The sequence below is a fragment of the Nonomuraea rhodomycinica genome, assembly GCF_013363995.1.
GTDB lineage: Bacteria > Actinomycetota > Actinomycetes > Streptosporangiales > Streptosporangiaceae > Nonomuraea > Nonomuraea rhodomycinica.
Map to the genome: position 1 here is coordinate 317,886 of NZ_JABWGO010000008.1, position 17,145 is coordinate 335,030.

Annotated in this window: 14 protein-coding genes; 4 read left to right on the forward strand and 10 right to left on the reverse strand. The window is 73.7% G+C overall.

Going from position 1 to position 17,145, the window contains the following annotated elements:
• The first annotated feature begins 63 nt into the window (after positions 1–63).
• The 4 genes from HT134_RS29575 to HT134_RS29590 all read left to right on the forward strand — a co-directional run bounded on the left by HT134_RS29575 (position 64) and on the right by HT134_RS29590 (position 8,485).
• A complete protein-coding gene (locus tag HT134_RS29575; RefSeq protein ID WP_175603723.1) occupies positions 64–3,561 on the forward strand; it encodes a helix-turn-helix transcriptional regulator in 3,498 nt (1,165 codons plus the stop codon).
• A 102-nt stretch (positions 3,562–3,663) separates the two neighbouring features.
• The gene (locus HT134_RS29580; protein ID WP_175603724.1) at positions 3,664–4,605 is read left to right on the forward strand and encodes an esterase/lipase family protein; all 942 of its coding nucleotides are present in this window, start codon (positions 3,664–3,666) and stop codon (positions 4,603–4,605) included.
• A 263-nt stretch (positions 4,606–4,868) separates the two neighbouring features.
• Complete coding sequence (locus HT134_RS29585) at positions 4,869–6,590, forward strand: ABC transporter ATP-binding protein (protein WP_246365752.1); 1,722 nt, start codon at positions 4,869–4,871, stop codon at positions 6,588–6,590.
• Positions 6,587–8,485 carry an ABC transporter ATP-binding protein gene (locus HT134_RS29590; RefSeq protein WP_175603726.1) on the forward strand — a complete coding sequence of 633 codons (1,899 nt, stop codon included), beginning with the start codon at positions 6,587–6,589 and terminating at the stop codon, positions 8,483–8,485. The genes HT134_RS29585 and HT134_RS29590 overlap by 4 nt, the downstream gene beginning before the upstream one ends.
• A 328-nt stretch (positions 8,486–8,813) precedes the next feature.
• On the opposite strand, the gene HT134_RS29595 is transcribed toward HT134_RS29590, so the two are convergent.
• The 10 genes from HT134_RS29595 to HT134_RS29640 all read right to left on the reverse strand — a co-directional run bounded on the left by HT134_RS29595 (position 8,814) and on the right by HT134_RS29640 (position 17,103).
• Positions 8,814–9,122 carry a hypothetical protein gene (locus HT134_RS29595; RefSeq protein ID WP_175603727.1) on the reverse strand — a complete coding sequence of 103 codons (309 nt, stop codon included), beginning with the start codon at positions 9,120–9,122 and terminating at the stop codon, positions 8,814–8,816.
• A gap of 78 nt (positions 9,123–9,200) precedes the next feature.
• Positions 9,201–9,539, reverse strand: coding sequence for a DUF202 domain-containing protein (locus tag HT134_RS29600; protein WP_175603728.1), 339 nt, complete (start codon positions 9,537–9,539; stop codon positions 9,201–9,203).
• 1 nt (position 9,540) lies between these two features.
• Entirely contained in the window at positions 9,541–9,867 is a 327-nt protein-coding gene (locus HT134_RS29605) for a YidH family protein (protein WP_175603729.1), read from the reverse strand.
• 55 nt (positions 9,868–9,922) lie between these two features.
• Entirely contained in the window at positions 9,923–10,312 is a 390-nt protein-coding gene (locus tag HT134_RS29610; protein WP_217708520.1) for a DUF8711 family protein, read from the reverse strand.
• A gap of 55 nt (positions 10,313–10,367) precedes the next feature.
• Entirely contained in the window at positions 10,368–11,654 is a 1,287-nt protein-coding gene (locus tag HT134_RS29615) for an ABC transporter substrate-binding protein (RefSeq protein WP_175603730.1), read from the reverse strand.
• Between the two features lie 14 nt (positions 11,655–11,668).
• The gene (locus HT134_RS29620; RefSeq protein WP_175603731.1) at positions 11,669–12,769 is read right to left on the reverse strand and encodes a branched-chain amino acid ABC transporter permease; all 1,101 of its coding nucleotides are present in this window, start codon (positions 12,767–12,769) and stop codon (positions 11,669–11,671) included.
• A 62-nt stretch (positions 12,770–12,831) separates the two neighbouring features.
• Positions 12,832–13,719 (reverse strand): branched-chain amino acid ABC transporter permease, encoded by an 888-nt coding sequence (locus HT134_RS29625; protein WP_175603732.1) that lies wholly within the window; start codon positions 13,717–13,719, stop codon positions 12,832–12,834.
• Positions 13,716–15,572, reverse strand: coding sequence for an AMP-dependent synthetase/ligase (locus tag HT134_RS29630; protein ID WP_175603733.1), 1,857 nt, complete (start codon positions 15,570–15,572; stop codon positions 13,716–13,718). Before HT134_RS29630 ends, HT134_RS29625 begins: the two co-directional genes overlap by 4 nt.
• Positions 15,569–16,345 carry an ABC transporter ATP-binding protein gene (locus tag HT134_RS29635; protein ID WP_312888527.1) on the reverse strand — a complete coding sequence of 259 codons (777 nt, stop codon included), beginning with the start codon at positions 16,343–16,345 and terminating at the stop codon, positions 15,569–15,571. The genes HT134_RS29630 and HT134_RS29635 overlap by 4 nt, the downstream gene beginning before the upstream one ends.
• Positions 16,342–17,103, reverse strand: coding sequence for an ABC transporter ATP-binding protein (locus tag HT134_RS29640; protein ID WP_175603735.1), 762 nt, complete (start codon positions 17,101–17,103; stop codon positions 16,342–16,344). Before HT134_RS29640 ends, HT134_RS29635 begins: the two co-directional genes overlap by 4 nt.
• Positions 17,104–17,145 lie beyond the last annotated feature (42 nt).

Here is a 17,145-nt window from a genome sequence, read left to right on the forward strand (position 1 = left end):
GGCCCTTACCCGGGAGTGGACAAGGTTTCATACTGACTCCTGACTTGATCGTCAGGAGGGTGGATGCTGTACGGACGCGCCGGCGAGCAGGCCCGGATCGACGCGCTGCTGACCTCCGCCCGGGAGGGGCACGGCGGAGCCGTCGTGGTCACGGGCGAGACCGGCATCGGCAAGACCGCCCTGCTGGACCACGCCGCGCCTCCGGAGCGCGCCGGCTTCCTGGTCCTGCGCGCGCTCGGCATCGAGGCGGAGCGCGAGCTGCCGTTCGCGGCGCTGTACCCGCTGCTCCGCCCGTTCCTGGACCGCGCCGACCGGCTGCCCGCCGCCCAGGCCGAGGCGTTGCGCGAGGCGGGGGAACGGGCGCCCGACCACGCGCGGGCCCGGCTCGCGGGACCGGCCGTGCTGGGCCTGCTGGCGGATCTCGCGGCCGAGCGGCCGGTGGTGTGCGTGGTGGACGACGCGCACCGCCTGGACGGGGCGTCGGCGGACGCGCTGCTCTTCGCCGCCAGAAGGCTCGGTGGCGAACGGGTCGCCATGATCTTCGCCGCGGGCGACGGCGTACCGGGGGACGCGAGGCCGCGCGGGACCGGGTTCGGCGAGGCCGCCGGAGTCCCGCGGATGCCGCTGGCCGGGCTGGACGCGGCGGCCGCCCGCGAGCTCCTCACCGCCCGCGCGCCCGGCCTCGCGCCCCAGGTGCGCCGGAGGGTCGCCGAGGAGGCCGCGGGCAACCCGCTGGCGCTGGTCGAGCTGGCGGCCGCCCTGACACCCGAGCAGCGGGCCGGCCGGCTCGGGCCGCTGCCGCTGGCCTGCGCGTGCGGCCCTCTGTCGGGCCGGGCGCGGAGCGCGTTCGAGGCGCCCCTGCACCGCCTCCCGGAGGCGACCCGGACCGCGCTTCTGGTGGCGGCGGCCGACGACCGGGGCGACCTCGACCTGGTGCTGCGCGCCGCCGGCCGGCTCGGCGTCACGCCCGCCGACCTCGCGCCGGCCGAACGCGAGGAGCTGGTCCACCTCTCCCCCACCGGGCTGACCTTCCGGCATCCGCTGTTCCGGGCCGCGGTCTACCGGTCGGCGCCGTACTTCCGGCGGGTGGCGGCGCACCGGGCGCTGGCCGAGGCGCTGTCGCCGGAGGACGGGCCGGAGCGGGCGGGGGGCGCGTGGCACCTGGCCGCCGTCGCCACGGCTCCCGACGAGTCCCTGGCCGCCGCCCTCCACCGGGCCGCCGCCCACGCCTTTCCGCCCGCACGGGGCGAGGGGGCGGGGTCGCCGGACGGGGCCGTCCTGGGACCGGCCGCCCACGAGCGGGGGGTGATCGAAGTGCCGGCCGCCCACGAGCGCGAGGTCGTCGAGGCGCCGGCCGCCCACCAGCGGGGGGTGATCGAAGTGCCGGCCGCCCACGAGCGGGGGGTGGCCGAGATGCCGGCCGCCTACGAGCGCGGGGTGATCGAGGCGCCGGCCGCCTACGAGCGCGGGGTGATCGAGGCGCCGGCCGCCTACGAGCACGGGGTGGTCGAGGCGTCGGCCGCCTACGAGCGGGCGGGCGAGCTGAGCCCGGATCCCCGGCGGGCGGCCGAGCGGCTGACGGCCGCCGCGGAGCTGGCGTTGCAGGCGGGGCTCACGAGGCGGGCCGCCGGGCTGGCGGACCGCGCCGGGGCGCATCCGTCGCCGCCGGTCGTCCGCGCCCGCCTCGCCGCCGTGCGCGCGGGCGTCGAGGCCGCCCACGGCCTCCCCGAGAGGGCAGTGCGCCTGCTCCTGACCGGAGCCGAGCAGGCGCGCCGTCCGCACGACCGTTGTGACGGCACGGATGCCGGACGCGGAACCCCCGTCCCCACCCGCACGGGCGACGCCGCCCTCGGTGCCGCCGGTCTCCCTCGCCCCACTGGCGCGAGCCCCGGGCACGTGCCCGCCGGCGACACCCGCTGGGCGACGGAGCTGGCGGCGCGGGCCGTGCGGGCGGCGTCCTCGGCGGGCGATCCCGCGTCGGCCGCCACCGCCGCCGCCCTGCTGTCCGCGCTCACTGTGCCGTCCCCGCCCGGCGAAGACGGGCTCACTGTGCCGTCCCCGCCCGGCGACGACGGAGATGACGGCGCGCCTCACCCTCCTCGCCGCGGCGTCGACGCGGGAGACGCGGAAACGCCGGACGAGCGGCACGCGGCCCTGGCGGCGTTCGCGCGCGGCGCGGCCGTGGTGGGGCGGATGGTGGCGGGACAGGACGTCACGGACTTTTCCCCTGTGCGCGCCGCAATCCAGGCGGTACGGGTGTCCGGCGCGGAGCACCCGGACGTGCTCGCCACGGCCGCGTGGATGGGCCTCGCCGCCGGGGACGAGGCCGCCGGGTGGGAGCTGTCCGCCCTGCTGGCCGAGCGGTGTGGCCGCCTCGGGCTGCTCGGGGTCCTGCCGGATGCCCTGACGCTGCTCGCCGAGGCCGAGTTGCTGCGCGGACGTCACGCGGAGGCGGAGGCGGCGGCCACGGCGGGACTGCGCGCGGCCTCCGCGCTCGTGCACGGGGACGCGCTCGGCCACGGGGACGCGCTAGGCCACGGGGACGCGCGCCTTCGCGCCCTTCTCGCCTGGCTGGCCGCCGTGGGCGGCGACGAGGACCGCTGCCACCACCTGGCTGCGACCAGCGGCGGCGTCGGCGCCCTCATGACCACGACCGGCGGCGGCATCGGCCCCCTCCTGACCACCACAGGGAGCGGTGCCGGCCCCCTCCTGACCACGACCGGGACCGGTGCCGGCCCCCTCCTGACCACGGCGGGCGGCGGCCTCAGCCCCCTTCTGGCCGCCCCGTCCCCCGACCTCCCCGGCGCGGGCGGCGTCGCCCGGGCCGTCGCCACCTGGGCCCAGGGCCTGTGCGAGCTGGGGCTGGGACGGCCGCTCCTGGCGGTCGAACGGCTCGCCGCCGTCTGGTCCGGCTCCTGCCGTCACCCCCTCGTCGCGCCGCACGTCGCCCCCGACCTCGTGGAGGCCGCCGTACGGGCCGGGCTGCGCGAGCTGGCCGCGGAGCCGGCGGCCGGGTACGCGCGCTGGGCCGCGGCCTCCGGGCGTCCCTGGGCCCAGGCGGTCGCCGCGCGCCTGGAGGGACTGCTGGCCCAGGGCGACGAGGCGGGCCGGCACTACGCCAGGGCCGTCGCCGTCCCGGCCGGGCAGCCGTACCAGGAGGCCCGGACGGCGCTGCTGTACGGGGAGTGGCTGCGGCGCGCGCACCGCAGGACGGAGGCGCGGCGGCAGCTGCGCGCGGCGTTCGCGACGTTCGAGGCGCTGGGCGCGGCCCCGTGGGCGCGGCGCGCGCACGGCGAGCTCCAGGCCGCGGGCGAGGCCGCCACCCCGCGTACGGCGGCGTTCGCGCGGCTGACCCCGCAGGAGCGGCAGGTGGTCCTCCTGGCCGCCGCCGGCCTGTCGAACCGGCAGATCGGCGTCCGCCTCCTCCTCAGCCCCCGCACCGTCGGGCACCACCTCTACAAGGCGTTCCCCAAGCTGGGCGTCTCCTCGCGCGGCCAGCTCGCCGGGCTGGACCTGCGCGCCGAGCCCGACCGACCTACTCGCGGGCTCCCGCCGACTTAGTCGAGGCGCCGCGACGTCCGCTCCCCGCGGGCGCGGCGGCAGATTCGCGCATGATCGTCCGCGCTCTACCGTGCTTGCGATCCCACGGAACGGAGTGCGCGGATGCACAGACTCCTCAGGTGCGGCCTGGCCGCGGTCATGTCCTCGGTCGTCGCTACGGCGGTGCTGGCCGGCGGCGCGACGCCCGCCTCGGCGGAGCCCTCGCGCGGCGACGGGCAGCGGGTGACGCTGCTGGTGCACGGGTTCGACCGCGAGGCCGACACCAACTGCGCGAGCTCCTGGCAGAACGCCAGGGACCTGCTCCTCGCCAACGGGTGGACCGACGTCCACACGTTCGGCTACTACAACAAGAGCACGAACTGCGACATCAGGTTCAACGGCACGACCGACACCCGCATCCAGGAGGTCGGCCGCCAACTCGCCTGGACCGTCTACTCCTCCTACTCCAGCCAGGGCGTCCCGGTGGACATCATGGCGCACTCCATGGGAGGCCTCATCGCCAAGGCCGCCATCGAGGGGGTCAACCGGTACGGCGTGGCCGCCGAGGCCCCGGACCTGAGCGCCCTGTCGATGGACGCCCAGGACGTCGGCGCGACGGCCTGGCCGAGCGGCTGGCCCCCGTACCTGTACATCGAGGACGTCGTCACCCTCGCCACCCCGCACAAGGGCATCGACACGGCCGTGGTGGACCTGTGCGCCCTGACCCACGAGCAGTGCAGCGACATGCGCGACGGCAGCGGGTTCCTGAAGTGGCTCGGCGCCCAGCCGCAGTCGCAGATGGGGACGGACTACACCTTCCTCGCCTCGTCCTACGACGACACGGTGTCGAGGTCGTCGGCCACCAACGCCTACACCGCGCACCACTGGGCCATCTACAACAAGAGCTCCACCGGCGGGACGCTGAGCCACACGGCGATGCGCACCACCGCGACCGGGCAGTGGCAGGCGCAGTGGGGCGGGTCGAAGACTCCGGGCGGTTCGGGCACGTACGCCCCGCCGCTGGTGCAGGCGATGAACGCGCTGCGCAGCCGCGAGGCGTCCTGACCGAGGAGAACGGCCACACCATCGCCCATCAATTACTCGAAAAAGCTAACCCAGGCGATATATCAGGCCGAATTCGGTTGGGTGGAGAAGGGCGGGAACGCCGAGCACGACGGCCATGACGGCGGCGCTGACCCTCAGCGTGGCGGACCGAAAATGGGTTGATCCCACGTATTAGCCTGGTGGGGATGCCTCCCGATACACGTTCACCTCGCCGTTCCCTGCCCTTCTCACTCCCCGCGCTCTCGTCGGTCGCCCTGTGGCGGATGAAGTCCTACCTCCGCCCGTACGTGGGCAAGCTGGTGCTCATCTGGCTCGTCGCGGTCCTGTCCATCGCCGCCAGCATCGCGCTGCCGCTCATCGGCAAGGACGTCGTCGACGGCCCCGTGCGCACCGGCGACTCCGGCGCCCTGCTGCCCCTCGGCCTGCTGGCGCTCGGCGTGGGCGCCGCCGAGGCGGTGCTGATCTTCCTGCGCCGCTGGACCCAGGTCGGTCCGGTGCTCGGCCTGGAGACGCGCATCCGCGACGACCTGTACGCGCACCTGCAGCGCCTGCCGATGGCCTTCCACGGCGAATGGCAGTCGGGCCAGCTGCTGTCCCGCGCCACCACCGACCTGTCGACCATCCGTCGCTTCCTCGGCTTCGGCATGCTCTTCCTGGTCATGAACGTCCTCCAGCTCACCACCGTCACGGTGCTGCTGCTGAACATGTACTGGCCGCTGGGCCTGCTGGTGGCCGCCTCCGCCGTCCCGATCGTGCTGGTGTCGATGCGTTTCGAGAAGCGCTACATCAAGATCTCCCGGCAGGTGCAGGACGAGCAGGGCGACCTGGCCACGCTCGTCGAGGAGTCGGCCATCGGCATCCGCACCATCAAGGCGTTCGGCCGCCGCCACCACGTCTACGACCGCTACGACGACGCCGCGCTCAAGGTGTACCGCACGTCGATGGACAAGGTGCGGCTGTCAGCCCGGTTCTTCACCTTCCTGGAGGTGATCCCGAACTTCACGCTGGCCCTGGTGCTGCTGCTCGGCGCGCTGGCCGTGGGCTCGGGCGCGCTGACGCTCGGCACGCTGGTCGCCTTCACCACGATGATGCTCCAGCTCGTGTGGCCCATCGCCAGCCTCGGCTACATCCTGGCGATGGCGCAGGAGTCGATGACCTCCGCCGACCGGGTCATGGAGGTCATGGACACGGCCCCGGCCATCGAGGGCGGCACCGCGGTGATCGAGAACCCGCGCGGCCACCTGCGCTTCGAGGGCGTCGAGTTCCGCTTCCCGGGCGCCGAGCAGCCGGTGCTGCGCGACGTCTGGCTGGAGGTGCGGCCCGGCGAGACCGTCGCGATCGTCGGCGCCACCGGGTCGGGCAAGACCACGCTGACCGCGATGGTGCCCCGGCTCATCGACCCGACCGCGGGGCGGGTGACCATCGACGGCCACGACGTGCGCGACCTGACGCTGCCCGCGCTGCGCCAGGTGGTGGCCACGGCCTTCGAGGAGCCGACGCTGTTCTCGATGAGCGTGCGCGAGAATCTCACGCTCGGCCGCCACGACGCCACCGAGGAGGAGCTGGAGGACGCGATCCGCACCGCGCAGGCCATGTTCGTCCACGACCTGCCGTGGGGCCTCGACACCCGGATCGGCGAGCAGGGCATGTCGTTGTCGGGCGGGCAGCGGCAGCGGCTCGCGCTGGCCCGGGCCGTGCTGAGCCGGCCGCGGATCCTCGTGCTGGACGACACCCTCTCGGCGCTGGACGTCGAGACGGAGGCGCTGGTCGAGCAGGCGCTGCGCCACGTGCTGCGCGACGCCACCGGCATCGTGGTCGCGCACCGCGCCTCGACCGTGCTGCTCGCCGACAAGGTCGCGCTGCTGTCGGGCGGCACGATCACCCACGTCGGACGCCACCACGAACTGCTGGCCGAAGTGCCCGCCTACCGCGAGCTGCTCGCCCAGGACGCCGACCTCGACCCCTCGGAAGGAGCCCTGCGTTGAGCGCGGACGCCAACACGTCCACCGGCACGGCCGCCGGCCCGGCCGCCGAACCCGCCGACGACCCCGCCGCCAAGGGGCCCGCGGTCGCCGACTGGCGCGGCGTCGCCTCCGAGGAGCAGGACGAGCTGTCGGAGAAGGTGTCGGTGCTGCTGCGGGTCCGCTCGCGGCGGCTGCTCGGCGACCTGCTCTCACCCCACCGCAGGGCGATCGCCCTGCTCACCGGCATCATCGTCGTCTCCAACGCGGCCGGCCTGGCCATCCCGTACCTGGTGAAGGTCGGCATCGACGCGGGCATCCCGCCGATGCTCAAGGGCAGCGGGCCGGCCACGCTGCTCACCGTCATCGGCGTGATCCTGGCCGCGGCGGTCACGCAGGCGCTCACCCGGCAGGCGTTCCTGCAGCTGTCCGGCAAGATCGGGCAGGGCATCCTGCTGGAGCTGCGCCGCAGGGTGTTCGACCACTTCCAGCGGCTGTCGCTGAGCTTCCACGAGAAGTACACCTCCGGCCGCGTGATCTCCCGGCTGACCTCCGACATCGAGGCCATCGCCGAGCTGCTGCAGTCGGGCTTCGACAGCCTGGTCACGGCGGTGCTCACGCTGTTCGGCACGGCGGTGCTGCTGCTGGTGCTGGACGTGCACCTCGGCCTGGTGGCGCTGCTGCCGCTGCCCCTGCTGCTGCTGTTCACCCGCTGGTTCCGCCGCCAGTCCGCGATCGTGTACCGGCGCACCCGCGAGACCGTCGCCCTGGTGATCGTCCACTTCGTGGAGTCGATGACCGGCATCCGGGCGGTGCAGGCGTTCCGCCGCGAGCCGCGCAACCAGGAGATCTTCACCCGGCTCAACGACGACTACCGCGGCGCCAACGCCCGCAGCATGCAGCTCGTCGCGCTGTTCATGCCGGGCATCAAGCTGATCGGCAACCTGACCGTGGGCGGCGTGCTGCTCTACGGCGGGTGGCTGGCGCTGCACGGCGAGGTCACGGTCGGCGTGCTGGCGGCGTTCCTGCTGTACCTGCGGCAGTTCTACGAGCCGATGCAGGAGATCAGCCAGTTCTACAACACGCTGCAGTCGGCGGGCGCGGCGCTGGAGAAGCTGTCGGGCGTGCTGGAGGAGGAGCCGTCGGTCCCGGAGCCGCGCGACCCCCAGCCGCTGGCCGAGCCGCGCGGCGAGGTGCGCTTCGAGCGGGTCAGGTTCGCCTACGTCGAGGAGATGCCGATCCTGCCGGGGCTCGACCTGACCATCCCGGCCGGCCAGAGCGTGGCGCTGGTCGGCGCGACCGGCGCGGGCAAGACGACGCTGGCCAAGCTGATCTCGCGCTTCTACGACCCGACGGGCGGCCGGGTGCTGCTCGACGGCGTGGATCTGCGCCGCCTGGACGAGGCCACGCTGCGCTCGGCCGTCGTCATGGTGACGCAGGAGAACTTCCTGTTCAGCGGCACGGTCGCCGACAACATCCGGTTCGGCCGGCCGGAGGCCACCGACCGGCAGGTGCGCGACGCGGCGCGGGCCATCGGCGCCCACGACTTCATCGCGGCGCTGCCCGACGGCTACGACACCGAGGTGGGCAAGCGGGGCGGCCGGATGTCGGCGGGCCAGCGGCAGCTCGTCGCCTTCGCCCGGGCCTTCCTCGCCGACCCGGCGGTGCTGATCCTGGACGAGGCGACCTCCAGCCTGGACGTGCCGAGCGAGCGCCTGGTGCAGCGGGCGCTGCGGACGATCCTGGCCGACCGGACCGCGCTGATCATCGCGCACCGGCTCTCGACCGTGGAGATCGCCGACCGGGTGCTGGTGATGGACCGGGGCGAGATCGTCGAGGACGGGCCGCCGGACCGGCTGATCGCCGCCTCCGGCCGCTTCGCCGGGCTGCACCGGGCCTGGCTGGAGAGCCTGAGCTGAGCCGCCTGAGCTGTCGGAGCTGAGTCCTCGAAGCTGAGTCCTCGGAGCTGAGTCCTCGGAGCTGAGTCCTCGGAGCTGAGGCGAGGGCGCCCGCGCGCCGCGGTGCCGCCCTCGCCTGGCGGCGGGCGCGCCCGGCGCCGCCGCCACGGGTTCCGTCAGGAGCGCGGGCGCCGTTTCGAGTCTCCGTCACGCCCGCGGCACGCCACAAGCAGCGGTTTGTGACACCAGAGGCTAGAGAATGCTCACCAGCCGTCACGTTACATGAGCCGGAGTCATGTGATCGGAGGGCCCGGGGCCGGGCGTCGCGCCGGCCCCGGGCCCTGGTGGATCAGAGGTACCGCGGCCGTTTGGGGACGGGGCTGAGCAGCGGCTTGTCATCCGGCTTGGCGGGCTCCTGAGACGGAATGAGCTCCGGATGACGCCTCAGGTAGCCGTCGGGGAACGTGGTGGCCTGCTGGCAGTGGCAGCGAGGGCAGATCATGCCCTCGGTGGGCGGCGGGACGGCCACCCCGTCCTTGATCCAGACGACCCTCTCGTTGCCGTGACGGTCCTCGCCGTATCTGACGAGGTACTCCTCTTCCCACACGTTCCAGCAGCGGCGGCACTCGAACGGTACTACTCTGCGTACCTCTTCCATGGGTTCACCCCCTAGACCGAGTGTCATCCCACCGGGGCGTTTCCGGCAAGCCGCCATCAATGCCCTCACCAGGCATGATCACGCGGTGAGCACGAACGCGAACGCACCGGCCACGGCGCACAGCGTGCCGATCCAGGCCAGCAGGGCGTCCGCCCGGTTGTCGGTGGGCCGGCCGCCGTGCAGCGCCTCCTGCACCCGCCGGAAGCGCAGGCCGGTGCGCAGCAGCAGCACGCCCCCGCACAGCGCGGCCAGCGCGAACCCGGCCGCGGCCGCCGCCGGCAGGCCGTGGCGCAGGGTCAGCCCGGCGGCGGCGATGCCGCCCGTGGACAGCACCACGGCCGTGCGCACCCAGGCCAGCCGGGTGCGCTCGCTCTGCAGCCCGGGGTCCCAGATGTCGTCGTGCGCCGGCCCGGACATGTCAGGCCGCGATCACGATGCAGATCAAGGCGATCACCGCGACCGCGGTCACCCCGACCCCGAAGACGACCGCGAGGGCGGGCGGCGGCAGCGGCTCCTGCCTGCGCAGCGCGCGCTGGATGTTGCGCCAGCGCGGGTAGGCCATGCCGGCGGCCAGCGCCGACAGCGTGACCAGGACGACGGCGAGCAGGGTGCGCGCCCACGGCACGAAGACGCCCTCCGGCACCGCGGCCATGGCCACCCCGCCCGCGCTGAGGGCCAGCGCGGTGCTGAGCCACGTCAGGAACGTGCGCTCGTTGGCGAGCGTGAAACGGGGATCCGGCTCCATACCTGTGAAGCTAGTTCGTCCCCATTTCCCCTAGAGAAGCCGGGGTTGGCGCGGCTCAGCCGCAGGCTTCGGCGACCTTCTTCAGGTAGGCGGCCGTGTCGGTGCCGACCTTCTGGACGGCGTCCACCGCGTCGTTGACGTCCTTGACGTCGATGCCCTGCAGCGTGCGCGCGAGGTCGTCGGTGGCCTCCTTGAGCGTGGTGTTGGCGGCCTTGTCGGCCACCTCGTTCAGCTTCTTGCCGGCGTCGTCGAGGGCCTTGTCCATCGCCTGGGGGTCGTCCTTGAGCTTGGTGATCTCACTGCCCAGGTCGGCGACGATCTTGGGCGCCTCCAGACAGGCCTGGGTCTTGTCGATGGTGTTGTTGACCTCGGCGCATCCCGCGGCGGTGACGGCGAGGGCGGCTACGGCGGCGAGCGCGGCGATCCGGGTCGTGAAGGGGCGCATATCGGTGACCCTACCCAACGCTCCGCCGCCGCGGCCTCCGCGCGGGCGCCGGGGTTCAGAGCTTGGCGAAGCAGGGCCCGTCGAAGGTGTACGCCCTGGCGGTGGGCCCGACGTAGAAGTCCTTGACGATCGTCACGCCGGTCGGCGCCTTGTCGTCCACCCGGTTGACGACCGTCTGACGGAAGATCGCGGTGTCGGGGTCGTCGGCGTAGTTCCCGGCCTCGGGCGGCAGCATGCCCTCGTAGTCGACGGTCCTGAGCTTCCGGACGGCCGCGAGCAGGCCCTTGCGGCTGACGTCGCCGCCGGCCACCATCGCCTCCAGCGCCGCCTTCATGGGGTACGCCCAGGCCCAGCCCGAGGTGTAGCCGTCGTTGGGGGTGACGCCGGGCAGCGCCTCCCGCATGGCCCGGTGGCCCGGCGTGTCGGCGTTCCAGGGCCGGCCCGGCGACGACTGCTCGTACAGGGCCTTGAGCGCGGGCGCGGCGGGCGACTTGAGCAGGGCGGGGTTCCAGGTGGGGCCGGTGCCGATGAAGCGGCCCCGGAAGCCGGCCGCGGCGGCCTGGCCGACGATGGTGGCCGCGTCGGCGGGCCCGGTGGTGAGGATGACGAGGTCCGGCCTGCGCTTGGTGATCTCGGTGATGGCGCGGCCCTGCTCGGTGGCGCCCGAGGGCGTCTCGACGTCGGTGAAGGTCAGGCCGTTGCGCCGGGCGGCGATCTTCGCCCCGGCGGCGGCGTCGGCGCCGTAGTCGCCGGCCAGGTGGACGGCCATGACGCTCCTGGGCTTGTGGGCCTCCACGGCGTAGTCGACGGAGTTCATCGCCTCGACGCAGTAGTTCGACCCCGACTCGACGATCACGTCCTCGAACTCCCAGGCCGACGTCCAGGAGGCGGGGGCGGCGACGACGCTGCCCGCCTTGAGGTCGCCGAGGATCGCCGCCGTGGTGGGCGAGCCGAGCGTCTGGGCCAGCGCGAGCACCCGGTCCTTCATCTCGTTGTAGACCTGCCGGTGGACCTCGGGGTTGTACTTGTTGTCGCGCACGTACGTGGTGACGTCCACCTCGTACGTCCCGCCGATGCCGCCCGCCTTGTTGACCCGGGCCCAGAACGCCTTCTGCGCGTCGGTGATCGGCACGGCGAGCGCCGCGAACGGCCCCGAGGTGAGGTCGGAGACGGTGCCCAGGTAGATGCAGCCCTTCTTCTTGTCCACGGCGAACGGGCAGGGCTCGGCCGTGACCCCCGGCGCGCGGACGCCGCCGCCCCGCTCGTCGTCGCCCCGGATGACGCCGCACGCGGGAACGAGCGCCACCAGCGCGGCCGCCACCGCCAGGCACCGACTTCTCATGGGTTACCCCTCTTCTAGTAGGAGAACGGCCAGGACTTCCAGTAGGCGCGGACCCGGATCCACAGCCCGGCCAGGCCCCGCGGCTCGAAGACCAGGAACAGCACGATGAGCAGGCCGTAGAGCACGGTCTCGACCTGGAAGACGTTGGGCGTGCGCGTGGTGTCGGCGCTGACGAGCGGCACCAGCGCGGGCAGCGTCCGCGTGAGCGGCTGGAGCAGGCAGATGAACAGGGCACCGGCGATGGAGCCGGACACGGTGGCCACGCCGCCGATCAGCACCATGGCGATGAACTGCACCGACATCAGCAGGCTGAACGAGCCCGGCTCCACGTACCCGGAGACCGTGGAGAGCAGGCCGCCCGCGCACCCGGCGTAGAAGGAGGAGACGCCGAACGCCAGCACCTTGTAGCGGGTGAGCGGCACCCCGATGACGGCCGCGGCGATGTCGCGGTCGCGGATCGCGGCGAAGGCGCGGCCCACGCGCGAGCGGGCCAGGTTGCGCGCCGCGACCGCGAAGAGCACGAGCAGCGCCAGCATCAGCAGGTAGAGGACCTGCTCCCTGGTGCCGAGCGGCCCGTCCCGGTCCAGCGGGTAGCCGAGCAGCCGGGGCACGGCCGCCTCGCGGCCCACGCCGGGGCCGCCGGTCAGCGCCTTCCACTCCTTGAAGACGTGCTCGCCGAGGAAGACCAGGCCGAGCGTGACGACGGCCAGGTAGAGGCCGCGCAGCCGGGTGGCGAGCGGCGCGACGAGCACCCCGGCCGCCGCGGCGGCCAGCCCGGCCGCGGGCAGCCAGATCCAGATCTCGGCCAGGCCGAACCCGAGGGTCCGGCCGCCGGGCGGCGCCGACAGCGCGGCGGCGGTGTAGGCGCCGACGGCCACGAAGAAGGCGTGGCCGAGCGACACCTGCCCGGCGTACCCGGTGACGATGTTGAGCCCGATCGCGCCGATGGCCAGCGCGTACGCCCCGGACAGCACCTCCAGCGACCGGTCGGCGAGCACCACCGGCAGCGCGAGGGCCAGCGCCACCAGCACCGCCGTCCCCAGCCGCTCGGCCGGCGTGTCGAGCAGCGCCATGTCCTGGGCGTAGGACGTGCGCAGCAGTGGCCGGCCCCGCACCCGGCGAAACCGTCCGGTCGGTATGTCGGGGACATTCGGAATCGTCCAGGATCGTGGATCCGTCACACGCGCTCGACCTCCCGGGTGCCGAACAGGCCGTACGGCCTGACCAGCAGGACCACCAGCATCACCACGTACGGCGAGACCACGGCGAAGTTCTGGCCCAGCCACGGCGCGTACTCGCCCTGGTACGACTGGAACAGCGACTCCACCACCCCGACGACCAGCCCCCCGGCCACGGCCCCGCCGAGCGAGTCGAGCCCGCCCACGATGATCGCGGGCAGCGCCTTGAGCGCGATCACCCAGCTCGACTGCTCGATGCCCTGCCCCGTGCCCGCGAACGCGCCCGCGACGGCGGCCAGGAACCCGGCGATCGCCCACGACAGCGCGAACACCGCGCCCACCGAGATGCCCTGCGCGAGCGCCGCCTCCTGGTCGTGGGCCGCGGCGCGCATCGCCAGCCCGTGGCGGGTGTGGCGGAAGAACGCGAACAGCACGGCGACGAGCGCCGCCGTCACCGCCAGCATGGCCAGCCAGCGCTGCTGCACGACCAGCGGCCCCAGCTCCACCCGCGCGAACCCCCACGGGTCGCCCACCTGGCGCACGTCCCGGCCGATGAAGGCGTTGACCACGACCCGCACCACCACGTCCACGCCCAGCGTGATGATCGCCACCACGAACGCGGGCCGCCCCACCATCGGCCGGATCGCCGCGCGCTCCACGCCCAGCGCCACCCCGGCGACCAGCAGCCCGGCCAGCGGCACGGCCGCGTAGAACCCCGTCACCTCGGCCAGGTGGCTGACGGCCACGCCGCCGGCCAGCATCAGCGCCGGCTGCGCGAAGCTGATCACCCGCGTCGCCTTGTAGATGATCACGAAGCCGAGCGCGAGCAGCGCGTACACCGAGCCGTTGCCCAGCCCCCTGATGACCGTCTCCAGCAGCCCCTTCACCGCCCGTACATCCCTTCGACCAGGTCCTCGAACAGCTTCACGACGGCGGCGCGCCTGACCTTCTGCGTGGCGGTCAGCTCGCCGTCCTCGTGGTCGAGCTCCTTGGGCAGGAACGCGAAGCGCTTGACCTGCTCGGCGCGGGCCAGGCGGGCGTTGACCGCGTCCACGACGCCCTGGACCAGCTCCCGCGTCTCCGGCCGCTGCGACAGGTCGCGGTAGGTGGTGTAGGGGATGCCGCGCCGCCGCGCCCACTCCCCCACCGTGTCGGGCTCGATGCCGACGAGAGCGACGAGGTAGGGCCGCCGGTCGCCGACGACGACGGCCTCCTTGACGTACGGCGACGCCTTCAGCGCGTTCTCGATCTCGCTGGGCGCGACGTTCTTGCCGCCGGCGGTGATGATGACGTCCTTCAGCCGGTCGGTGATCCGCAGGTGCGTGCCGTCCACCAGCTCGCCCACGTCGCCGGTGCGCAGCCAGCCGTCCGGATCGAGGACGGCCGCGGTGGCCTCGGGCCTGCCCCAGTAGCCGGCGAACGTGCCGGGGTGCCGGGTCAGGATCTCCCCCGTGGCCTCGTCGATCCGCAGCTCCACGCCGGGGTGCGGCTCGCCGACCGTGCCGAGCCGGACCCGGCCGGGCCGGTTGGCGGTGGCGATCGCGGTGTTCTCGCTCATGCCGTACAGCTCGTGCATGGGCACGCCGATGCCCATGAAGAACTTCAGCACGGCCGGCGCGACGGGCGCGGCCCCGGAGGCGGCGTAGCGGACGTGGCGCAGCCCGAAGCGTTCGCGCAGCGCCCGGTAGCAGCACACCCATCCGGCCGCGTACGCCAGCCGGGTCGCCGGGGTGTGGCGTCCGCCGGTGCGCGCCAGCGTGTCGCCCAGCCGGTCGGCCACCCGCAACCAGAAACCGGTGACGGCCCGCTTGACCGGGGTGGCCGAGGCGCGCCGGATGTCGATCTGGGCGAGCGTCTTCTCCCAGATGCGCGGCACGCCGAACAGGATCGTCGGCTGCACCTCGCGCAGGTTGGCCTGGACGGTGTCGATGGACTCGGCGAAGTTCACCTGCGCGCCGGAGGCCGCGTTGAACCAGACCGTGAACGCCCGCTCGGCCACGTGGCACAGCGGCAGGTACGACAGGAGCAGGTCGCGCTCGGAGGGCGGCGGCCAGGTGAAACCGCCGCCGGTCACCAGCGTCTCCACCGCGAACTCCACGTTGCCGACCGTCAGCATGACGCCCTTGGGCGGCCCGGTCGTGCCGGAGGTGTAGATGAGCGTCATCACGTCGCCGGGACCGGCGCCGGCCATGCGCTGCGCGACCGCGCCGGGATGCTCGGCGCGGTGCCCCGCGCCCAGCGCGAGCAGCTCGGGCCAGCCCATCAGGCGCGGGTCGGCGTAGCGGCCGCGGATGCCGCGCGGCTCCACATAGACCACGTGCCGCAGGTCCGGGCAGCGGTCCAGGACCTCCAGCGCCTTGTCGGCCTGCTCCTGGTCCTCGGCGATCAGGATCCGGGCGCCGGAGTCGGCCAGCAGGTAGGCCACCTCGGCGGCCGGGTCGGTCGGGTAGAGGCCGACGGTGACGCCGCGCACGGCGACGGTGCCGAGGTCGGCGTAGAGCCATTCGGGCCGGTTCTCGGAGTGGACGGCCACCCGGTCACCCGGCTCGACGCCGAGGGCGAGCAGCGCGTGGGCGACCAGTTCGGCCCGGTCCCAGTAGCCGGCCCAGGTGATCTCGCGCCACACGCCGAGGTCCTTGTGGCGCATCGCGACCGCGCCGGGGGCGGAGCGGGCGCGCTCGCGCACCCGGGTCACGATCGTGGTCGTCGTGCCGGTCGCCGTGGCGTCGGCGGCGGTCATGCGGCGCCTCCCAGGTACGCCCGGATCACGGCGGGGTCGCCGCGCACCTCGGCCGGTGTGCCGAGCGCCACGGGCCGGCCGAAGTCGAGCACCAGCACCCGGTCGGCCAGGTCCATCACCAGGCCCATGTCGTGCTCCACCATCACGATCGGCACGCCGAGCTCGTCGCGCACGTCCATGACGAAGCGCGCCATGTCCTCGGTCTCCTCGACGTTCATCCCGGCCACCGGCTCGTCGAGCAGCAGCAGGCGCGGCTCCATGGCCAGCGCGCGGCCGAGCTCGACGCGTTTCTGGATCCCGTACGGCAGCAGCCGCACCGGGTGGTGCCGCCACCGCTCCAGCTCCAGGAACTCGACGATCTCCTCCACCCGCTCGCGGGCCGCCAGCTCGGCCCGGCGCGCCCGGCCGAACCACAGGACGGCCGCCGCGGCGCCGTAGCGGAAGTGGTGGTGCCGCCCGAGCATGAGGTTGTCCAGGACGGTCAGGTTGTGGAACAGCTCGACGTTCTGGAACGTGCGCGCCAGGCCCATCGCCGCGATCCGGTGCGGCCGCAGCCGCAGCAGGTCCTGGCCGAGGAACGTGACGCGCCCCCGCTGCGGCCGGTACACCCCGGACAGCACGTTGAACACCGACGTCTTGCCGGCGCCGTTCGGCCCGATGACCGCCAGCAGCTCGGACGGGCGCACGTCGAAGGTGACGCCGTCGATGGCCGTGACCCCGGCGAAGCCCAGCCGGACGTCCTCGACCCGGAGCACCGGCTCCGGGCCGCTCACGACAGCCACCTCTTCCTGCGCCTGTAGTGCTTGACGTCGCGGAAGGAGCGGACCGTCCCGAGGTAGAACTCCTTGATGTCGTCGTCCGCCAGCAGCTCGCCGGCCGGCCGGTCCATGACGATCCTCCCGGTCTCCATGACGTAGCCGTGGGTGGCGACGGACAGCGCCATGCGGGCGTTCTGCTCCACCAGCAGCACCGTGACGCCCTGCCGGTTGATCTCGGCGACCAGGTCGCGCACCTGCGCCACCAGCGCCGGGGCCAGGCCCAGGCTCGGCTCGTCCAGCAGCAGGTAGCGGGGGCCCGCCATGAGCGCGCGGCCGATCGCCAGCATCTGCTGCTCGCCGCCCGACAGGTAGCCGGCCGTGGCCGCCCGCCGCTCGCGCAGCAGGGGGAACAGCTCGTAGACCCGGTCCAGGTGGGAGACGCGGGCGGTGTGACCGCCGGCCCGCAGGTTCTCCTCGACGGTGAGCTCGCCCAGGATGCGGCGCCCCTCCATGACCTGGCTGACGCCCCGCCGGACGATCTGGGCCGGCCGCAGGCGGTGGACGGGCTCGCCCTCCAGCATGACCGATCCCTTGACCACCTCGCCGTCGTGGACGCCGAGCAGCCCCGACACCGCGCGTAACAGGGTGGTCTTGCCGGCGCCGTTCGCGCCGAGCAGCGCGACGACCGAGCCGGGCGGCACGGTCAGGCTCACACCGCGCAGCACCAGCATCACGTCGTCGTAGACGACCTCGAGATTGCGCACCTCCAGCACCCGGGCTCCTCGGGACAGTGGTCCAGGTCACATCCCCGATGT

Coding starts and splice junctions, on each gene's coding strand:
- HT134_RS29575 (WP_175603723.1), top strand. CDS start 64: ATGCTGTACGGACGCGCCGGCGAGCAGGCCCGGATCGACGCGCTGCTG.
- HT134_RS29580 (WP_175603724.1), top strand. CDS start 3,664: ATGCACAGACTCCTCAGGTGCGGCCTGGCCGCGGTCATGTCCTCGGTC.
- HT134_RS29585 (WP_246365752.1), top strand. CDS start 4,869: ATGAAGTCCTACCTCCGCCCGTACGTGGGCAAGCTGGTGCTCATCTGG.
- HT134_RS29595 (WP_175603727.1), bottom strand. CDS start 9,122: ATGGAAGAGGTACGCAGAGTAGTACCGTTCGAGTGCCGCCGCTGCTGG.
- HT134_RS29600 (WP_175603728.1), bottom strand. CDS start 9,539: ATGTCCGGGCCGGCGCACGACGACATCTGGGACCCCGGGCTGCAGAGC.
- HT134_RS29605 (WP_175603729.1), bottom strand. CDS start 9,867: ATGGAGCCGGATCCCCGTTTCACGCTCGCCAACGAGCGCACGTTCCTG.
- HT134_RS29610 (WP_217708520.1), bottom strand. CDS start 10,312: ATGCGCCCCTTCACGACCCGGATCGCCGCGCTCGCCGCCGTAGCCGCC.
- HT134_RS29615 (WP_175603730.1), bottom strand. CDS start 11,654: ATGAGAAGTCGGTGCCTGGCGGTGGCGGCCGCGCTGGTGGCGCTCGTT.
- HT134_RS29630 (WP_175603733.1), bottom strand. CDS start 15,572: ATGACCGCCGCCGACGCCACGGCGACCGGCACGACGACCACGATCGTG.